Source organism: Bradyrhizobium ganzhouense (genome assembly GCF_049949285.1).
Taxonomy (GTDB): Bacteria; Pseudomonadota; Alphaproteobacteria; order Rhizobiales; family Xanthobacteraceae; genus Bradyrhizobium; species Bradyrhizobium ganzhouense.
In genome coordinates, this window is sequence record NZ_CP181318.1 from 994,283 (window position 1) to 1,010,991 (window position 16,709).

General features: G+C 64.3%; 16 protein-coding genes. 11 read left to right on the forward strand and 5 right to left on the reverse strand.

Going from position 1 to position 16,709, the window contains the following annotated elements; all coding sequences use genetic code 11:
* Positions 1 to 75: 75 nt before the first annotated feature.
* From ACLFLU_RS04595 to ACLFLU_RS04615, 5 genes are all read left to right on the forward strand, one after another.
* Positions 76 to 1,824 carry a type I secretion system permease/ATPase gene (locus tag ACLFLU_RS04595; protein WP_426411154.1) on the forward strand — a complete coding sequence of 583 codons (1,749 nt, stop codon included), beginning with the start codon at positions 76 to 78 and terminating at the stop codon, positions 1,822 to 1,824.
* Positions 1,821 to 3,155: an HlyD family type I secretion periplasmic adaptor subunit gene (locus ACLFLU_RS04600; protein WP_426411155.1), complete on the forward strand. Its 1,335-nt coding sequence runs from the start codon at positions 1,821 to 1,823 to the stop codon at positions 3,153 to 3,155. Before ACLFLU_RS04595 ends, ACLFLU_RS04600 begins: the two co-directional genes overlap by 4 nt.
* 247 nt (positions 3,156 to 3,402) lie before the next feature.
* Positions 3,403 to 4,872 carry an AMP nucleosidase gene (locus ACLFLU_RS04605; protein ID WP_426411156.1) on the forward strand — a complete coding sequence of 490 codons (1,470 nt, stop codon included), beginning with the start codon at positions 3,403 to 3,405 and terminating at the stop codon, positions 4,870 to 4,872.
* Between the two features lie 121 nt (positions 4,873 to 4,993).
* Positions 4,994 to 5,614 carry a tetratricopeptide repeat protein gene (locus ACLFLU_RS04610; protein WP_426411157.1) on the forward strand — a complete coding sequence of 207 codons (621 nt, stop codon included), beginning with the start codon at positions 4,994 to 4,996 and terminating at the stop codon, positions 5,612 to 5,614.
* A gap of 86 nt (positions 5,615 to 5,700) precedes the next feature.
* Complete coding sequence (locus ACLFLU_RS04615) at positions 5,701 to 5,976, forward strand: DUF1488 family protein (RefSeq protein WP_426411158.1); 276 nt, start codon at positions 5,701 to 5,703, stop codon at positions 5,974 to 5,976.
* Between the two features lie 83 nt (positions 5,977 to 6,059).
* On the opposite strand, the gene ACLFLU_RS04620 is transcribed toward ACLFLU_RS04615, so the two are convergent.
* A complete protein-coding gene (locus tag ACLFLU_RS04620) occupies positions 6,060 to 6,542 on the reverse strand; it encodes a CinA family protein (RefSeq protein ID WP_426414220.1) in 483 nt (160 codons plus the stop codon).
* A gap of 170 nt (positions 6,543 to 6,712) precedes the next feature.
* Between ACLFLU_RS04620 and ACLFLU_RS04625 the strand changes: the two genes are divergently transcribed.
* From ACLFLU_RS04625 to ACLFLU_RS04635, 3 genes are read left to right on the forward strand one after another with little or no spacing between them, the layout of a single operon-like run.
* Positions 6,713 to 7,771, forward strand: coding sequence for an amidohydrolase family protein (locus ACLFLU_RS04625; protein ID WP_426411159.1), 1,059 nt, complete (start codon positions 6,713 to 6,715; stop codon positions 7,769 to 7,771).
* A 25-nt stretch (positions 7,772 to 7,796) separates the two neighbouring features.
* Positions 7,797 to 8,906, forward strand: coding sequence for an amidohydrolase family protein (locus tag ACLFLU_RS04630; RefSeq protein WP_426411160.1), 1,110 nt, complete (start codon positions 7,797 to 7,799; stop codon positions 8,904 to 8,906).
* Positions 8,906 to 9,319 carry a Rieske (2Fe-2S) protein gene (locus ACLFLU_RS04635; protein ID WP_426411161.1) on the forward strand — a complete coding sequence of 138 codons (414 nt, stop codon included), beginning with the start codon at positions 8,906 to 8,908 and terminating at the stop codon, positions 9,317 to 9,319. The genes ACLFLU_RS04630 and ACLFLU_RS04635 overlap by 1 nt, the downstream gene beginning before the upstream one ends.
* 116 nt (positions 9,320 to 9,435) lie before the next feature.
* On the opposite strand, the gene ACLFLU_RS04640 is transcribed toward ACLFLU_RS04635, so the two are convergent.
* The gene (locus ACLFLU_RS04640; RefSeq protein WP_426411162.1) at positions 9,436 to 10,767 is read right to left on the reverse strand and encodes an MFS transporter; all 1,332 of its coding nucleotides are present in this window, start codon (positions 10,765 to 10,767) and stop codon (positions 9,436 to 9,438) included.
* 144 nt (positions 10,768 to 10,911) lie between these two features.
* On the reverse strand, positions 10,912 to 11,805 hold the full coding sequence (locus ACLFLU_RS04645; RefSeq protein ID WP_426411163.1) for a transcriptional regulator GcvA: 894 nt from the start codon (positions 11,803 to 11,805) through the stop codon (positions 10,912 to 10,914).
* A gap of 110 nt (positions 11,806 to 11,915) precedes the next feature.
* On the opposite strand from ACLFLU_RS04645, the gene ACLFLU_RS04650 reads away from it, so the two are divergent.
* Positions 11,916 to 12,119, forward strand: coding sequence for a DUF1127 domain-containing protein (locus ACLFLU_RS04650; RefSeq protein WP_254134788.1), 204 nt, complete (start codon positions 11,916 to 11,918; stop codon positions 12,117 to 12,119).
* A gap of 70 nt (positions 12,120 to 12,189) precedes the next feature.
* Positions 12,190 to 12,813, forward strand: coding sequence for an N-acetyltransferase family protein (locus ACLFLU_RS04655; protein ID WP_426411164.1), 624 nt, complete (start codon positions 12,190 to 12,192; stop codon positions 12,811 to 12,813).
* A 231-nt stretch (positions 12,814 to 13,044) separates the two neighbouring features.
* Here the strand turns inward: ACLFLU_RS04655 and ACLFLU_RS04660 are convergent, their stop codons facing one another.
* Positions 13,045 to 13,875, reverse strand: coding sequence for an enoyl-CoA hydratase (locus ACLFLU_RS04660; protein ID WP_426411165.1), 831 nt, complete (start codon positions 13,873 to 13,875; stop codon positions 13,045 to 13,047).
* A 116-nt stretch (positions 13,876 to 13,991) separates the two neighbouring features.
* On the reverse strand, positions 13,992 to 14,693 hold the full coding sequence (locus ACLFLU_RS04665) for an SDR family NAD(P)-dependent oxidoreductase (RefSeq protein ID WP_426411166.1): 702 nt from the start codon (positions 14,691 to 14,693) through the stop codon (positions 13,992 to 13,994).
* A gap of 221 nt (positions 14,694 to 14,914) precedes the next feature.
* Between ACLFLU_RS04665 and ACLFLU_RS04670 the strand changes: the two genes are divergently transcribed.
* On the forward strand, positions 14,915 to 16,699 hold the full coding sequence (locus ACLFLU_RS04670) for an acyl-CoA dehydrogenase family protein (protein WP_426411167.1): 1,785 nt from the start codon (positions 14,915 to 14,917) through the stop codon (positions 16,697 to 16,699).
* Positions 16,700 to 16,709: the final 10 nt, after the last annotated feature.

Consider the following 16,709-nt stretch of genomic DNA (forward strand, 5'->3'; position numbering starts at 1 on the left):
TAATCCGGGGCGAGTACGCCTCCATTTGCCTTGGCAATCAGGGGTTTTGCCCCTTACCCGAAAGAGATCAGACTGATGGCAGCCGTTCCCGGCCTCCGCCGTTCAGAGCTCAGTGACGCGCTGCGTGCCTGCCGCACGGCGTTCGTCGGCGTCGGCTTCATGAGCTGCATGATCAACCTGCTCTATCTGACCGGGTCGATCTTCATGCTGGAGGTCTACGACCGGGTGCTGCCGAGCCGCAGCATTCCGACCCTCGTCGGCCTGATCGTCCTCGCCAGCGGCCTTTATATGGCGCAGGGCGTGCTCGACATGATCCGCAGCCGCATCCTGGGACGGGTGGGCACCGCGCTCGACGAAGCCCTGAACAAGCGCGTGTTCGACACCATCGTTCGCCTGCCGCTCTTGGTCGGCAACCGCAACGAGGGGCTGCAGCCGCTGCGCGACCTCGACAATGTCCGCTCGTTCCTCGGCGGCATGGGCCCGAGTGCGTTCTTCGACCTGCCCTGGCTGCCGCTCTATCTCGCCATCTGCTTCGCCTTCCATGTCATGATCGGCGTGACCGCTTTGGTCGGCGCCATCATCCTGGTCGGCTTGACCCTGGTCACCGAGTTCCTGTCCCGCCAGCCCGCAAAGGAAGCGATGGGCCTTGCCGCTCAGCGCAACGATCTCGCCCAGTCCAGCCGCCGCAACGCCGAGGTGCTGGTGTCGATGGGCATGGCCGGCCGGCTGAACGCGCGCTGGAGCGAGGCCAACGAAAAATACCTCGCCGGCAATCAGCGCGCGAGCGACGTCGCCGGCGGCCTCGGCGCGGTCGCAAAGGTGCTGCGCATGATGCTGCAATCGGCGGTGCTCGCGGTCGGCGCCTATCTCGTCATCCACCAGGAGGCGACCGCCGGCATCATCATCGCGGGTTCGATCCTCTCGGCCCGCGCACTGGCGCCGGTCGACCTCGCGATCGCGCATTGGAAATCCTTCGTCGCGGCGCGCCAGAGCTGGCACCGCCTCAGCCGGCTGCTGGAACAGATGCCGGCGCAGGCGATGCCGACCCAGTTGCAGGCGCCCACCAGCCGCCTCTCGGTCGAAGGCGTCGCCATGGTGGCGCCGGGCGACCAGCGCCTCATCGTGCAGGACGTCAATTTTGTGCTCGAAGCCGGCAACGGCCTCGGCGTGATCGGGCCGAGCGGTTCCGGCAAATCCTCGCTGATCCGCGCACTGGTCGGCGTCTGGTATCCGGTCCGCGGCAAGGTCCGGCTCGACGGCGCGGCGCTCGACCAATGGTCGAGTGACGTGCTCGGCCGCCACATCGGCTATCTGCCGCAGGACGTCGAGCTGTTCGGCGGCACCATCGCGCAGAACATCAGTCGTTTTGATCCGGAGGCGACCTCCGACGCCATCATCTCCGCGGCCAAGGAAGCCGGCGTGCATGAGATGATCATCAAGATGCGCGAGGGCTACAACACGCAGGTCGGCGAGCAGGGCACGTCGCTGTCTGCAGGCCAGGCGCAGCGTGTGGCGCTGGCGCGCGCGCTCTACGGCAAGCCGTTCCTGATCGTGCTGGACGAGCCCAACTCCAATCTCGATACCGAAGGCGACGAGGCGCTGACCCGCGCGATCCGCAGCGCGCGCGAGCGCGGCGCCATCGTCATCGTGGTGGCGCACCGGCCGATCGGCGTCGAGGCGGTCGATCAGATCCTGGTGCTGCGCGACGGCCGTATGCAGGCCTTCGGTCCGAAGGAGCAAGTGCTCGCCCAGGTGCTCCAGCCCCGCGTCGCGCCGCCGGCGCCGATCAAGATCGTCAGCGAAGGCGGAGTGGCCAAACCATGAGCACGATGACGGTTGGTGGCACGAAGCCCGCCGCGAAAAGGACGGTGCGGGAGTCGATCCGCTTTCACCTGATCCTCGGAATCTCGATTGTGCTGGTGCTGGGTCTTGGCCTCGGCGGCTGGGCCTCGACGGTGCTGATCTCCGGCGCGCTGATCGCGCCGGGCCAGATCGTGGTCGAATCCAACGTCAAGAAGGTGCAGCACCCGACCGGCGGCGTGGTCGGCGAGGTGCGCGCCCGCGACGGCGACGTGGTCAAGGCCGGCGACATCGTGGTGCGGCTCGACGACACCGTCACCAAGGCCAACCTCGCCATCGTCACCAAGAATCTCGACGCCGCGCAGGCACGTGCGGCGCGCCTCCAGGCCGAGCAGCGCGGTCTCGACAAGATTGAATTTCCGGCATCGCTGCTCGATCGCGGCGACGATCCCGACGTCAAGGCGCTGCTCTCTGCCGAAACCAAGCTGTTCGACGTCCGGGTCAACGGCCGGGCCGGCCAGAAGGCGCAGCTGCGGGAGCGCATCCAGCAGCTCAACGAGGAAATTGAAGGGCTCTCCGCGCAGGAGAAAGCCAAGGACAAGGAGATCGCGCTGGTGCAGCAGGAGCTCATCGGCGTTCGCGATCTCTATGACAAGCACCTGGTGCAGATCTCGCGTCTGACCACGCTCGAGCGCGACTCCGCCCGCCTCAACGGCGAGCGCGCGCAGTACATCGCCTCGCGGGCGCAGGCCAAGGGCAAGATCACCGAGACCGAGCTTCAGATCATCCAGGTCGACAAGGACATGGTGAGCGAGGTCTCCAAGGATCTGCGCGAGACCAACGACAAGAGCGGCGAGCTGATCGAGCGCAAGGTCGCGGCCGAGGACCAGCTCCGTCGCGTCGACATCCGCGCGCCGCAGGACGGCATGGTGCTGCAATCGACGGTGCATACCGTCGGCGGCGTCGTTACTGCCGGCGATGCGCTCATGCTGATCGTGCCGCAGGCCGACGACCTCCAGGTCGAGGCCAAGGTCAATCCGGTCGATATCGACAAGCTCCAGATCGGCCAGAAGACGCTGCTGCGCCTCTCCGCCTTCAACCAACGTACCACGCCCGAGCTCACCGGCGTCGTCAGCCGCGTCTCGCCCGACGTCACCACCGACCAGCGCACGGGCCAGAGCTACTATACCATCCGCGTCTCGCTGTCGGCGGAAGAGGTCGCCAAGCTCGGCGACTCCAAGCTGATCCCCGGCATGCCGGTGGAAGCTTTCGTCCAGACCGGCGACCGCACCATGCTGTCATACCTGTTGAAGCCGCTGCACGACCAGTTCATGCGGGCCTTCCGGGAGAAGTGACGCGCGAAAGCGCGTCATCCCGGAGCGCGCTTAGCGTGCATCCGGGATCTCGATCGGCAGACGCGATCTCGCAGGTTGGGCAAAGGCGAGGCGCCGTGCCCACTATTCCCTGCAAGACGACGAAGATCGTGGGCACGCTTCCGCCTTCGCTCTTCGAGCTACGGCGGACAAGTCGCTTTGCCCACCCTACGGCACTTTTTTCTTTGCTATAGTTCGACTCAAGCCCCAACAACCCGGCGGTCGAACAATGCAATCTCCACCCTCCATCGCCACAAAATCCTTCACCGACGCTGGCCTCGCCGTCGCCCGTCTCGAAGAAATCTACGAGCGCAACACAAAGTTCCTGCGCGACCGGTTCGAAGCCTATGTCTCAGGTGAGGCGATCACGACGCGGGTGCGGGCCTATTATCCCTTCGTCCGCCTCACCACCGCGACCCATGCACGGCTGGATTCGCGTCTCGCCTATGGCTTCGTCGCGGGGCCCGGCGTGCACGAGACCAGCGTGACGCGGCCGGATCTGTTCCGCGCCTATCTCACCGAGCAGATCGGCCTCCTGATCCAGAACCACGGTGTGCCCGTCGAGATCGGCGAGTCCACCGAGCGGATCCCGATCCACTTTGCCTATCGCCGCGACATCAACATTGAAGCCGCCATCAGCACCAGCGAGAATTCGCCCGTCACGCGCTCGCTGCGCGATGCGTTCGACGTGCCTGATTTGGCCACCATGGACGACTCGATCGCCGACGGCACGTTCGAGCTTCGCCCGGGCGCACCCGAGCCGCTGTCGCTGTTTCGCGCAGCCCGCGTCGACTACTCGCTGCGCCGGCTCTATCACTACACCGGCACCGATCCCGAGCATTTCCAGAACTTTGTCATTTTCACCAACTACCAGTTCTACGTCGATGCCTTCGCGCAGATGTGTCAGCAGCGGCTTCAGTCAGGTGAGGCTGGTCTCGAAGCTTTCGTCGCGCCCGGCAACGTCATCACGCGCAGCGGAGGCGCGACGATTGGCGACGCGCCCACGCGTATTCCGCAGATGCCGGCGTTCCATCTGGTCATGCCCGGCTACCGCGGCATCACCCTGATCAATATCGGCACCGGTCCGTCCAACGCGCGCAACGTCACCGATCACGTTGCGGTGCTGCGGCCGCATGCCTGGCTGATGCTCGGGCATTGCGCCGGCTTGCGCAACACGCAGCGGCTCGGCGACTACGTGCTCGCGCACGGCTATGTGCGCGAGGACCACGTGCTCGATCGCGAGCTGCCGCTATGGGTGCCGATCCCGGCGCTGGCCGAAATGCAGGTCGCGCTGGAGCAGGCGGTCGAGGACGTCACGGGTCTCGAAGGTTTCGAGCTCAAGCGCCTGATGCGCACGGGGACGGTCGCCAGCGTCGATAACCGCAACTGGGAGATCTCCGGGCCCGAAGTCATTCGCCGCATGTCACAATCGCGCGCAGTCGCGCTCGACATGGAATCGGCCGCGATCGCCGCCAACGGTTACCGCTTCCGCGTGCCCTATGGCACTTTGCTCTGCGTCTCCGACAAGCCACTGCATGGCGAGATCAAGCTCGCCGGCATGGCCAGCGAATTCTACCGCCGCCGGGTCGGCCAGCATCTGGAGATTGGCCTGAAGGCGCTGGAGCGGCTCAAGCAGCAGGAATCGGAGCGGCTGCATTCGCGCAAGCTGCGCAGCTTTGCCGAAGTCGCGTTTCAGTAAAGGACAACAGAACTGTCGTACGAACGCTGACGTCTCTGTGCGCACAGCGTCCCGGAATATTGATGCCGAGGCAGGGTTATCAATTGGTCCGGGGCCGCTTGAAATCGCACAGGAGATGGAGATGTTCACGAGGATGATCAGGCTCGTCACGCTGGGGACATTTGCGGCAGCATTATTGAGCTTGCCGGCGTTTGCAGCGGGTGGAGGCGGCGGTGGTGGTGGAGGCGGTGGCGGAGGTGGCGGCATCGATCCTTTTGCGAGTACCTATTCAGCTCCGAGCACGGCCCAACCGACCTATCCGAAGCGCTCGGGAACGAAGGCCACGCAAAAGAACAAGAAGCCCAACAACCAGTCCAGTATCGACGATCCCGCATTTGCGGCCGGCTACCGGACGGCCTATGACACCATCTACGAGCGCAACGACTATGCGACCGCGATCGCGCAGTTGAAGTCGCTTGGCCATGACGACCATCCGAACGTGGCCAACCTTATCGGCTACTCCTACCGCAAGCTCGGCGACTACGAGCAATCGCAGGTCTGGTACGAGCGTGCACTGAAGGCGGATCCGAACCACGTTCTGACATGGCAGTATTACGGGCTGTGGCAGCTCGAGCGGGGTAACCGCGAGCAGGCGCTCTATCATCTCAGCCGAATTGCAGCCATCTGCGGGACGGATTGCGAGGAGTACAAATCGCTGGCCGCGGCGCTGGAGAAGCCGACCGGGACTGCGCTCGCCTATTAGCGGGCCGCAGCTCGTCTTGCGGCCAAGGTGACAAGCCGCCAGATTTTTTGCATTGTCCCGTTCGGGGGTGCGAACGGGACAATGGGATGCCGCTGGCGCGCGACAAGATCATCGGCCATGACCTTGAACGGCTGGCCTTCCGCTTCACGATGATGTGTGAGGACGAGGTCGTGCAGTGTCAAATCAGCGACGCCGCGATGGACGAGCTTGCCGGCATGCAGGGCACCGAAAGCAGCGCGCGCCAGGCGCAGTTCCTGTCCCTGCGTGAGACCATCGAGCGTCTCGCCTCAGACCTCTACGACGAGGCGCCGCGATTCAGGGGCTACGTGGTACGGATTTTTACGCGGCATTTGGGAAGATAGTGCCCCAGTGTCGTCCTGGCTTTCGCCAGGACGACACTGAAGTTGAGGTGAAAGCTTTCGCTCTCCTTCGAGGAGTGCTGCGGCTACCCCTCCAGCTTCTTCAACAGCAACTTCAGCGCCGTCGCCGCGAACACCTGCATGTTGGCGAACCGGTCGTGACTGCCCGTCTCCAGCGTCATCACCTCGGCCGCGGGCCCCGCCACCGCCATGCAGCTATGGCCGGCGGCGTCGCCGTAACGGTTGCCGGTCGGGCCGGCTGCGCCGGTCTCGGACAGGCCCCAGTCGGAGTTGAAACGGCCGCGCATCTGTTCGGCCAGCAGTTTCGCGTAGGGCTCCGAGGAGGAGCGAAAGCCCTTCATTCCTTCGTCCGAAATATCCATCAGCACACGCCTGGCGTCGCGGGTGTAGACCACCGCGCCGCCGAGGAAATAGGCGGAGGCGCCGGGCACCGCGAGCAGGCTCGCCGCGACCAGGCCGCCGGTCGAGGATTCCGCGACCGCAATGGTCTGCTTGCGCGCGATCAGTTTTGCCGCGACCTGTTCCGCAATGCCGACGAGCTCTTTCATCTCGATCACCCCTCATTCCTTCGCAACTGAGCTCAGCCTTCCTAGCATATGACAGAAGCCTTGGCCGAGTTGCGGGCGGAGGGCAGGCCTGCTTGAATGGTAGACAAGACGAAGCGGCCAAGGGCCGCCCGCGACAAGACACGACGAGGAAACGTGAGAAGAGAGACGTCATGGCGTCCCTGATCGCCGGCGGGGTGGATTGCGACGTGCATCCGGCCGTGCCGCATCTGACCAGCCTGCTGCCGTACCTGAACGACTATTGGCGCGATCAGGTGACGACGCGCGGCATGGTCGATCTCGTCTCGCAATCCTATCCGAAGAACTCGCCGATCGTGGCGCGGCCCGATTGGCGCCCCGAGACTGGCAAGCCGGGCGAGAGCCTGGAGGACATGCAGCGCCATGTGCTCGATCCCTTCCAGCTCACGCACGCCATCTGCAACCCGCTTTACGGCGTGCAGATGGTGTTTTCGGAAGATTTGCAGGCCGCGTTCTGCGGCGCGCTGAACCAATGGCTCGCGAAGGAATGGCTCGACCGCGATTCCCGGCTGCGCGGCTCGATCGTGATCCCGACGCAAAGCGTCGAGAAGGCCGTTGCCGAGATCGAGCGCTGCGCCCAGGACAAGCGCTTCGTGCAGGTTTTGATGCTGGTGATGGGCGACACGCCGCTCGGCAAGCGCGCGCTGTGGCCGATCTACGAGGCGGCGGAACGACACGACCTCCCGGTCGGGATCCACGCCGGTTCCGCCTATCACAATCCGCCGACCGCGGTGGGCTGGGGTTCCTACCACATCGAGGATTATGTCGGTCAGGCCCAGGCTTTCCAGGCCCAGCTTACCAGCCTGATCGTCGAGGGCGTGTTCGCGAAATATCCGCGGCTGAAGATGGTGATGCTGGAATCCGGCGTCTCCTGGATCTCGCCCTATCTCTGGCGCCTGCACAAGTTCTGGCGCGGGGTGCGGATGGAGACACCCTGGGTCGATCGCGCACCGCTGGAAATTGTGCGCAGCAACATCCGCTTCTCGTTACAACCATTTGATGCGCCGCCGGACGAAGCGACATTAATTCGCCTGTTTGATCATATGCAGTCCGACGAATTGGTCCTATTCTCCACGGACTATCCGCACTGGCAGTTCGACGGCCTGGACGCGCTGCCTCAAGGTCTGTCCCCCGATCTCGTGCGCAAGATCATGATCGACAATCCGCATGCAACCTATCCCCGCCTGACGTGAGCGCGCTGCCAAAGGAGGCAAGGCGATGAATATCCAATTCCGCGAGAGCCTAGAGGCCGCTTCCCCCCCGACGACCAAGACCGCGATTGCGGACTGCGACATCCATCCGGCGCGCGCGACCCGGACCGAGCTTTATCCCTATCTCGCCAAACGCTGGCAGCATCACCTCGAGATCTACGGCGTTCATGCCTATCAAGGCATGATGGAAGGCCCGCCCTATCCGAAGGCGCAGCCCAATGCCTCGCGCCGCGATGCCTATCCGCCGGAGGGCGGACCGCAGGGCTCATCGCTGTCTTTCATGCAGAAGCAACTGCTCGACCCCAATAATGTGCAACTGGGCGTGCTCAATCCGCTCAACTCCGGGCAGGGCATCCGCAATCACGAGCTCTCGGCGGCGCTCTGCTCGGCGATCAACGACTGGCAGATCGACAAATGGACCAGCAAGGACAAGCGGCTGAAGGCGTCGATCGTCGTCGGCAATGAGGACGGCCTGTCGGCCGCTGCCGAGATCCGCGAACGTGCCGGCGACAAGAATTTCGTCCAGGTACTGCTGCTCAGCCGCAATGTCGAGCCGCTCGGCCAGCGCCGCTACTGGCCGATCTATCAGGCCGCGGAGGAGGCGGGTCTTCCGGTCGGCGTCCACGCCTTCGGCTTCGGCGGCAACCCGATCACACCGTCGGGCTGGCCGTCCTATTACATCGAGGAGATGGTGGGACACTCGCAGTGCCAGCAATCGGCGCTGGCGAGCCTGGTCTTGGAAGGCGTGTTCGAGCGCTTCCCGAAGCTGAAGATGGTGATGATCGAGGCCGGCTTCGGCTGGGCGCCGTCGCTGGCGTGGCGGCTCGACAAGGCCTGGCAGCGGCTCAGGAGCGAAGTGCCGCATGTAAAACGGCCTCCGTCAGAGTATATCCGCGAGCAGGTGTGGTGGACCACACAGCCGATGGAAGATCCGGAGCGGCGCGAGGATCTGTTCGACGTCATCAACTGGATCGGCTGGGATCGTCTGCTGTTCGCGACCGACTATCCGCATTGGGACTATGACGAGCCGTCGCGTGTGCTGCCGGCGGGCGTCAGCGACGCCAATCGCGAGGCGTTTTATCTTGGCAACGCGAAGAAGCTGTACGGGATCAATTGATGGCGCGGCATGTGATTGCCGCGGTCGATGAGCTTCCGCCGGGCACGCGAAAATTCCTGGAGATCGAGGGACGGCCGATCGCGGTCTTCAACATCAAGGGCGAGTATTTCGGCCTGATGAACCGCTGCCCGCATCAAGGCGCGGCGCTGTGCGAGGGGCCGCTGATCGGGCTCGCGCAATCCAGTGACCCCGGCGAGATCGAGTATACAAAACTCGGCGAGATCATCCGCTGTCCCTGGCACGGCTGGGAGTTCGATATCCGCACCGGCCAGTCCTATTGCGATCCCCGCCGCTTTCGCGTGAAGGCCTATCAGGCTCATGTCGAGCCGGGCGCGACTGTTGTGAAGGGACCGTATGTCGCCGAGACTGTCACGGTGAAGGTCGAGAGCGATTACGTGGTGGTGGAGCTGTAGTCTCTACTGTCATTCCGGGGCGATGCGAAGCATCGAGCCCGGAATCCATCGTGCGTCAGCAATGCTGGGAGAAATGGATTCCGGGCTCGCGACTTCGTCGCGCCCCGGAATGACGATCAATGTCCCGTCGCCGGCTCCGCTGCCGTGTCATACGTCGGCACAGCCCTGCCGCCGCCGCGATAGACGACCAGCGCCGCGATGATGCCGAGCGCAGCCGCGAACATCAGCCAAAGACCAGGCGCAGCCTTGTTGCCGGTGTAGTCGATCAGCAAGGTCGAAGCGAACGGCGTGAACGTGCCGAACAATGCCGCGGCGAGCGCGAAGGCCAGCGAGAAGCACGTCGTGCGCACATGGGCCGGGACGATCTCGACCAGTGCGCCGAGCATGGTGCCGCTGTACATGCCGAAATAGAACGAGAACATCATCTCGACCGCGAGCAGCTTGCCGAAGGTCGGCGCTGCCACCAGCCAGCTCAGCGCCGGATAGGCGGTGAGCAGCGCCAATGTGGCGATGGCGAGCAGCACCGGCTTGCGGCCGATGCGGTCGGACAGTGCGCCGCCAACCGGATTCCAGATGAAGTTCGTGACGGCGACCAGCAGCGTCACCAGCAGCGCATCCTGCGTCGACAGTTTCAGCACGGTCTTGCCGAAGGTCGGCGTGTAGACGGTGACGAAATAGAACGTCGTGGTGGTCAGGATCGCGATCATCATGCCGAGAATGACGATACGCCAGTTGGCAAGCGCGGAAGCGAACACCTCGCTCGCCGTCGGGTGCTTCTTCATCGCGAGGAAGGCCGGCGTCTCCTCCAGCGTGCGCCGCAGGAAGAAGATCAGGGGAATGATCAGGCAGCCGACGAAGAAGGGAATGCGCCAGCCCCAGGCGGCAACGGTGTCGGCCGGCATCACCTCGGACAGGATGTAGCCGAGGATCGACGCCACGAAGATCGCGACCTGCTGGCTCGACGACTGGAACGAGGTGTAGAAGCCGCGATTGCCGGGCGTCGAGATTTCCGCGAGATAGACCGACACGCCGCCGAGCTCGACGCCGGCGGAGAAGCCCTGCAGCAGGCGTCCGATCAGCACGATCACGGGCGCTGCAATGCCGATCGTGGCGTAGCTCGGGCAGAACGCGATCACGACCGTGCCGATGGCCATGATACCGAGCGTGACGATCAGGCCCTGACGGCGGCCGATGCGGTCGATATAGGCGCCGAGCACGATCGCGCCGACCGGGCGCATCAGCGCGCCAAGCCAGAAGACGCCAAAGGTGTTGAGCAGCGATGCGGTTTCGTTGGTGGAGGGGAAGAACGCCTTGCCGATCGCGGCGGCATAGAAGCCGAACAGGAAGAAGTCGAACTGTTCGAGGAAATTGCCGCTGGTTGCGCGCAGGATCGCGCCGACGCGCGACTTGATTGCGGGCGGATTGGTTGATGCTGCTGGTCCAGCCATTGACGTTGCTCCCCTGGAAGACGTGGCCGGACCGGAACTCATTTTCACGGCAAGGCGACAGATTGTTGCTGTGACAATCTGCCTAACCCCTCTCGCGCAGGGCCTTTCGAGTCAACCCATTTTGCTGCGGAAGCTGATGATTTTTCAGGCTTTATTCTGCGTTGCAGCGATCATCCATTGGCGGAACGCGGCAAGCTTGGGCGCTTCGCGGCGGCCCTCCGGCGAGACCAGGTAAAAGCCGGCATCGGCCGGCAGCGCGATCTTGAAGGGAACCACGAGCCGGCCCTTGGCGATGTCGTCGCTGACGTAGGAGGTCCGGCCCATCGCCACACCCATGCCGTCGATCGCCGCCTGAACTGTCACGAAGGTCATGTCGAAGGTGACGCCGGGTTGCCGCGAAATGTCGGTCGGCAGACCCGCCGCCGTCAGCCAGAGCCGCCAGTCGTCGCTGCTGTTGGTGTGGAGCAGCACGTAATCCCTCAGGTCCTCGGGCGTGCGTAGTGGCTGGTCGCAGCGCAGCAACGATGGACTGCACACCGGAAACAACTCGTCCGCCATCAGCCAGTCGGCGCGCAGGCCCGGCCACTGGCCTCGGCCATAGCGGATCGCGGCGTCGACATTGTCACGCTGGAAATCGACGAGGCTGGTCGAGGTGGTAATGCGGACGTCGATGCCGGGATGTGCCTCCTGAAAATCGGTCAGCCGCGGCAGCAGCCACTTTGCGGCGAGCGAGGCCAGCGTCGAGACCGTCAGCACCTTGTCGTCGTCCTTGCGCAGCAGCCGGTCGGTCGCAAGGCGGAGGTCGTTGAAAGCGGCGCGGACGCCGGGGAGGTAATCGCGCGCCTCCGGCGTCAGCGCCAGCGCGCGGTTCTGCCGGATGAACAGGCGGATGCCGAGCTCCTCCTCGAGCCGGCGGATCTGATGGCTGATTGCGGTTTGCGTCACGTTCAGCTCGCCCGCCGCCAGCGTGAAGCTGAGATGGCGCGCTGCGGCCTCAAACGCCCGCAATCCGTTCAGGGAAGGCAATCTGGCAGTCATTTGGCAGCATGATGCATGAGCTTAATTCATGCGAAGAGGTACAAATTGTCGTTTGTCGAAGGACGCGAGCAGGCGGATATTCGGTCTAAATTTAGCTCGAGGAGCTGAAAATGTCTACCTGTACTGACAATTCGATGACAAATCATCATGCACCCGGCCTGCTCTACCAGATCGGCGAGACGCTCCATGTCTGGCACGAGCGCTACCGGACCCGTCGCGAACTGACCAACTGGACCGCCCGCGATCTTCACGACGTTGGCCTGTCCTGGACCGACGTCGCGTACGAAGCCGACAAACCCTTCTGGCGGGCCTGATAGGCCGCCAGGCCGGCGCCGCCTGATCACAGGGGCGCCGGCGGTCCCTTTTCCTCTTGAGGCTCGTGTCATGAGCACCCTCCGCCTGGAAGACCTGAAGCAATATTCGGACGTGCTGCGCACCCGGAAGGGCGACGCAATCAACGTCCGCTTCATCGAGCCGCGCGACACCGAGGAGCTTCAGCACTATTTCCGCTCGCTCTCGACCCGCTCCCGCTACAACCGCTTCTTCGGCGCGCTCAGTGAATTGCCGAAGGGCCTGCTGAGCGAATTCCTCGATGTCGGAGCGCGCGAGCGTTTTACCGTTGTCGCGACAAAGATGGTTGACGGCTTCGAGACCATTGTCGCCGAGGCGCGCTACGCCTTCCACGTCGAGACGTCGACGCTCGAATTCGGCCTCTCGGTCGACGACCGCTGGCAGGGTCACGGCATCGCCACCGCGCTATTGAGAAATCTCGAATGCCGGGCCGCCGCGCTTGGCGCCGAGCACATCTTCGGCGACACGCTGCGCTCCAACCAGACCATGATCTCGCTCGCGCGCAAATCCGGCTTCGATTTCGTCAATCATCCTGACGACTGGAAGCTGGTGCGTTTCGACAAGGAGATCCACGTCGCGCCGAAGGACATTCCCTGCGCCAGCTGGCGCCTCGCAGCACTTTCCCGTCAGGCCGATAGCCCCTCAGCCTCGGCCTGACACCACTCCGAGCCCGGTTCTGGTCATTCAGAGCCGGGCATTTTTTTGTCCTTACGCACGATCCGTCATCCTGAGGCGCTCGTTCTGCGCTCTTCCGCAGAATGAGCCTCGAAGGATGAACGGCCCCGCTGCTTGCGACTCGCTTTCCCGGAGCCACAGTCGGGCCGTCGCCCTTCGAGGGCCGCTGAAGAAGCGGCCACCTCAAGGTGACGGTCAACGATCTTCGATCTGCTACCTCCCCGAAAACACGGCCTTCCGCTTCTCGATGAAGGCCTGCACCGCTTCCTTGTGATCGGCGGTCGTGGTCAGGCGGACCAGCCGTTCGGCTTCGTGGTCGCGGGCGGTCTCGAAATCGAACAGCAGGGCTTCGTCGAGATTGTCCTTCATGTAGCGCAGCGCAAGCCGCGGGCCTTCGGCGAGTGACTTTGCCAGGGCGAAGGCTTCGGTCTGCAATTTGTCGTCGGGGACGACGCGGTTGACGAGGCCGATGGCCTCGCAGCGTGCCGCATCAACCTTGTCGCCGGTGAACATCAGCTCGCGTGCCCGGGCGGTGCCGACGAGGCGCGTCAACAACCAGGCGATGCCGTAATCGCCGGAGAGCGCGATGCGCGCATAGCCGGTGGCGACGAAGGCCGATTGTGCGGCGATGCGGATATCACAGGCCATGGCGAGAGCAAGCCCGGCGCCGACCGCGGGGCCGGGAAGGGCGGCGATGGTCGGCTTGCGCACCGACACCAGCGCGCCGGTGAGCAGCCGCTGCCGCTCCTGCAGATCGGCGACGCGGTCTTCGAGCGACATCTCCAGCTTTTTGGGATCGCGATGCGCGCCCATGCCCTTGACGTTGCCGCCGGCGCAGAACGCCTCGCCGGCGCCGGTGATGAGCAGCGCACCGACATCGGGATTCTCGCCGCAGGTCCGGATCATCGTACGCAGCGCCGGCGTCAGCGTGTCCGACAGCGCGTTGCGTGCCTCCGGCCGGTTCAGCGTGATGACAGCGACCCGGTCGCGGATGACGCAGAGGAGTTCGTTAGTGCCGGTGTCGATGGTGGTTTCGGTGGTCATTGTCGCTCCCTACTCTTGTAGGGTGGGCAACGCGAAGCGTGCCCACCATTTGTTGTTCTCGTTATTGAGGGTGGGCACGGCGCTACGCGCCTTTGCCCACTCTACGGCAGTCGCGCTCAAAACTTCTCCACCCACGGCCGCAGCTCGAGCTCCCAGCTCCAGGCGCTGCGCGGCTGCTGCAGGACGTTCCAGTAGCTCTCAGCGATCGCGTCGGGATCGAGCATCGAATCCGGCTTGTCGGGTGCTTCCGTACGCGCGGCGCTGCGGATGCCGCCGTCGATGACGAAATGCGCAACATGGATGCCTTGCGGCGACAATTCGCGCGCCATGCTCTGTGCGAGTCCGCGCAGCGCGAACTTGCCCATCGCGAACGGGGCGGACTGCGCGTAGCCCTTCACGCTTGCCGACGCGCCGGTGAACAGGATCGCGCCATGCTTGTTTGGCACCATGCGCCTGGCGGCCTGCTGCGCCACCAGGAAGCCGCCATACCCGCTGACCGCGATCGCGTTGGCGACATCCGCCGGGACGAGATCGACGAACGGGCCACGCGCGCGGCCAGAGGCATTATAGACGACGAGGTCGGGCGTTCCGATCTCGCGCTCGACCAGGCCGAACAGGCGTTCGACCTCCTCTGGCTCGGTGGCGTTGCAGGCATAGGCCTTGGCACCGGTCTGGCTACAGAGCGCGCCGAGTTTTTCGATTTTGCGCGCGGCAAGGGCAACGCGGATGCCTTGCGCGGACAGCAGCCGTGCCAGCGAGGCGCTCAGGCCTTCGCCGGCGCCGACGATGAGGGCGATCTTGTATTTCGGATGTTCCATGGCGTGATCTCTCGGGGGCGGGACGCCGTTGATCTATGCACGGCCTACGCGGACAACCAGCCAGGCCGATCACAATTCCGCAGAGCGAATTGCTCCTTCACGGCGATCATGCCTCCCTGACAATTTGCGGCTTTATCGCCTCTCGCGATGGGAGCATGATCGACATCATCCCAAGCGGCAAGCAATAAGAATGCCGTCGGGCGGAAACGAAGAGGACGATCATGCACAAGCCGGTCACAGCGCAGCCGAAAAATGTCGCGGCGGCACCGTCGGGCCTGCTGGCGCCCGATACCACCGGCATGAATTTCTACCGTGCCGATCAGGCGCTGACGGACCTCCTGCGCATCCACCTGCCGGAGACGCTATTCCGCCACATCGAGCCGCACCTCGATCGCCTCGGCGAACTGGCCGGCGGCCGCCTCGACGACTGCGCACGCCTGGCCGACCGGCACACACCGGTGCTGCATCAGCGCGACAAGTTCGGCCGCGACGTGCAGTGGATCGAATATCACCCGGCCTATCGCGAGCTGGAGAATGCCGCCTTCGGCGAGTTCGGCATCCACGCGCTCTCGCTCCGCAAGGGCATCATGGGCTGGCCGGACAAATATCCTGTGGTGGCAAAACACGCCTTCACTTTTCTGTTCAACCAGACCGAATTCGGCATGGGCTGCCCGATCAACGTCACCGATGGCTGCGCAAAGCTGCTCGCGAATTTCGGCAGCGACGCACTGAAGGCGAAATATCTCGACGGCCTGACCTCGACCGACATGAGCAAGCTGACGCAAGGCGGTCAGTTCATGACCGAGAAGGAGGGCGGCTCCGATGTCGGCACGCTGACCACGCGCGCTGTGCAGGAGGGCGACCATTGGCGCCTCCACGGCGAAAAATGGTTCTGCTCGAATGCCGATGCGAAAGTGGTGATGCTGCTGGCGCGCCCCGAGGGCGCCGGCCCCGGCACGCGCGGCGTCAGCCTGTTCCTGATGCCGCGCTTCCTCGACGACGGTTCGCAGAACCACTACCGGATCGTGCGTCTCAAGGACAAGCTCGGCACCCGCTCGATGGCCTCGGGCGAGATCAAGCTCGAAGGCGCGATCGCCTATGCCGTCGGCAGGCTCGATCGCGGCTTCGTGCAGATGGCCGAGATGGTGAATTCGTCGCGGCTCTCCAACGGCGTCAAATCGACCGCGCTGATGCGCCGCGCCTATCATGACGCGATGACCGTCGCTAAGAACCGCGTTGTGTTCGGCAAGCGCATCATCGACCTTCCGCTCGGCCGGCGCCAGATGCTGAAGATCATGCTGCCGGTCGAGCAGGCGCTGTCGATGAGCTTTCTCACCGCCGATGCGCTCGACCGTGCCGAGGCCGGCAGCCAGGATGCGGCGGCGCTGCTGCGCATCCTCACGCCGACCCTGAAATTCCGTGCCACGCGTGATGCGCGAAAGGTCTGTGGCGATGCGCTCGAGATGCGCGGCGGCATCGGCTATATCGAGGAGTTCGCCACGCCGCGCCTGCTGCGTGATGCGCATCTCGGCTCGGTCTGGGAAGGCACCGGCAACATCGTCGCGATCGATGCGCTCAGGCGCGCCGTTGGTCGCCACGGCGCCGAGTCCGCGCTATCAGCCGATCTGCATGCCCGCCTCGACGATAGTGCCTCGGTGCCGCAGGCCTGGCGCGACAATTTGCGCGGCTTCGTCGATCGCGCCGTCGGCTTCGCGCGCGAGGTCGCAGGCAAGTCAGAGAACGAGGCCGACGCGCGGCGCGCAACGAGCCTGCTCTATCATGTCGCCAGCGCCGTTGCGCTGGCCTGGGAGGCGCATCGCATCCACGACATGCGCGGCGATGCGCGCCGGCTGCTGCTGTCGCGGCTGGTGATCGATCATCGCGTGGCGCCGAGCGATCCGTTCCGGCTGACGGAAAATGCCACGCAGGCGAAGATCGCAGCACTTCTACTCGGCGACAGCTCAGCCGGCATGAGCGAGGTTGGCGAACTGGTTCTGGCAGCGTAGGCTGCACGCC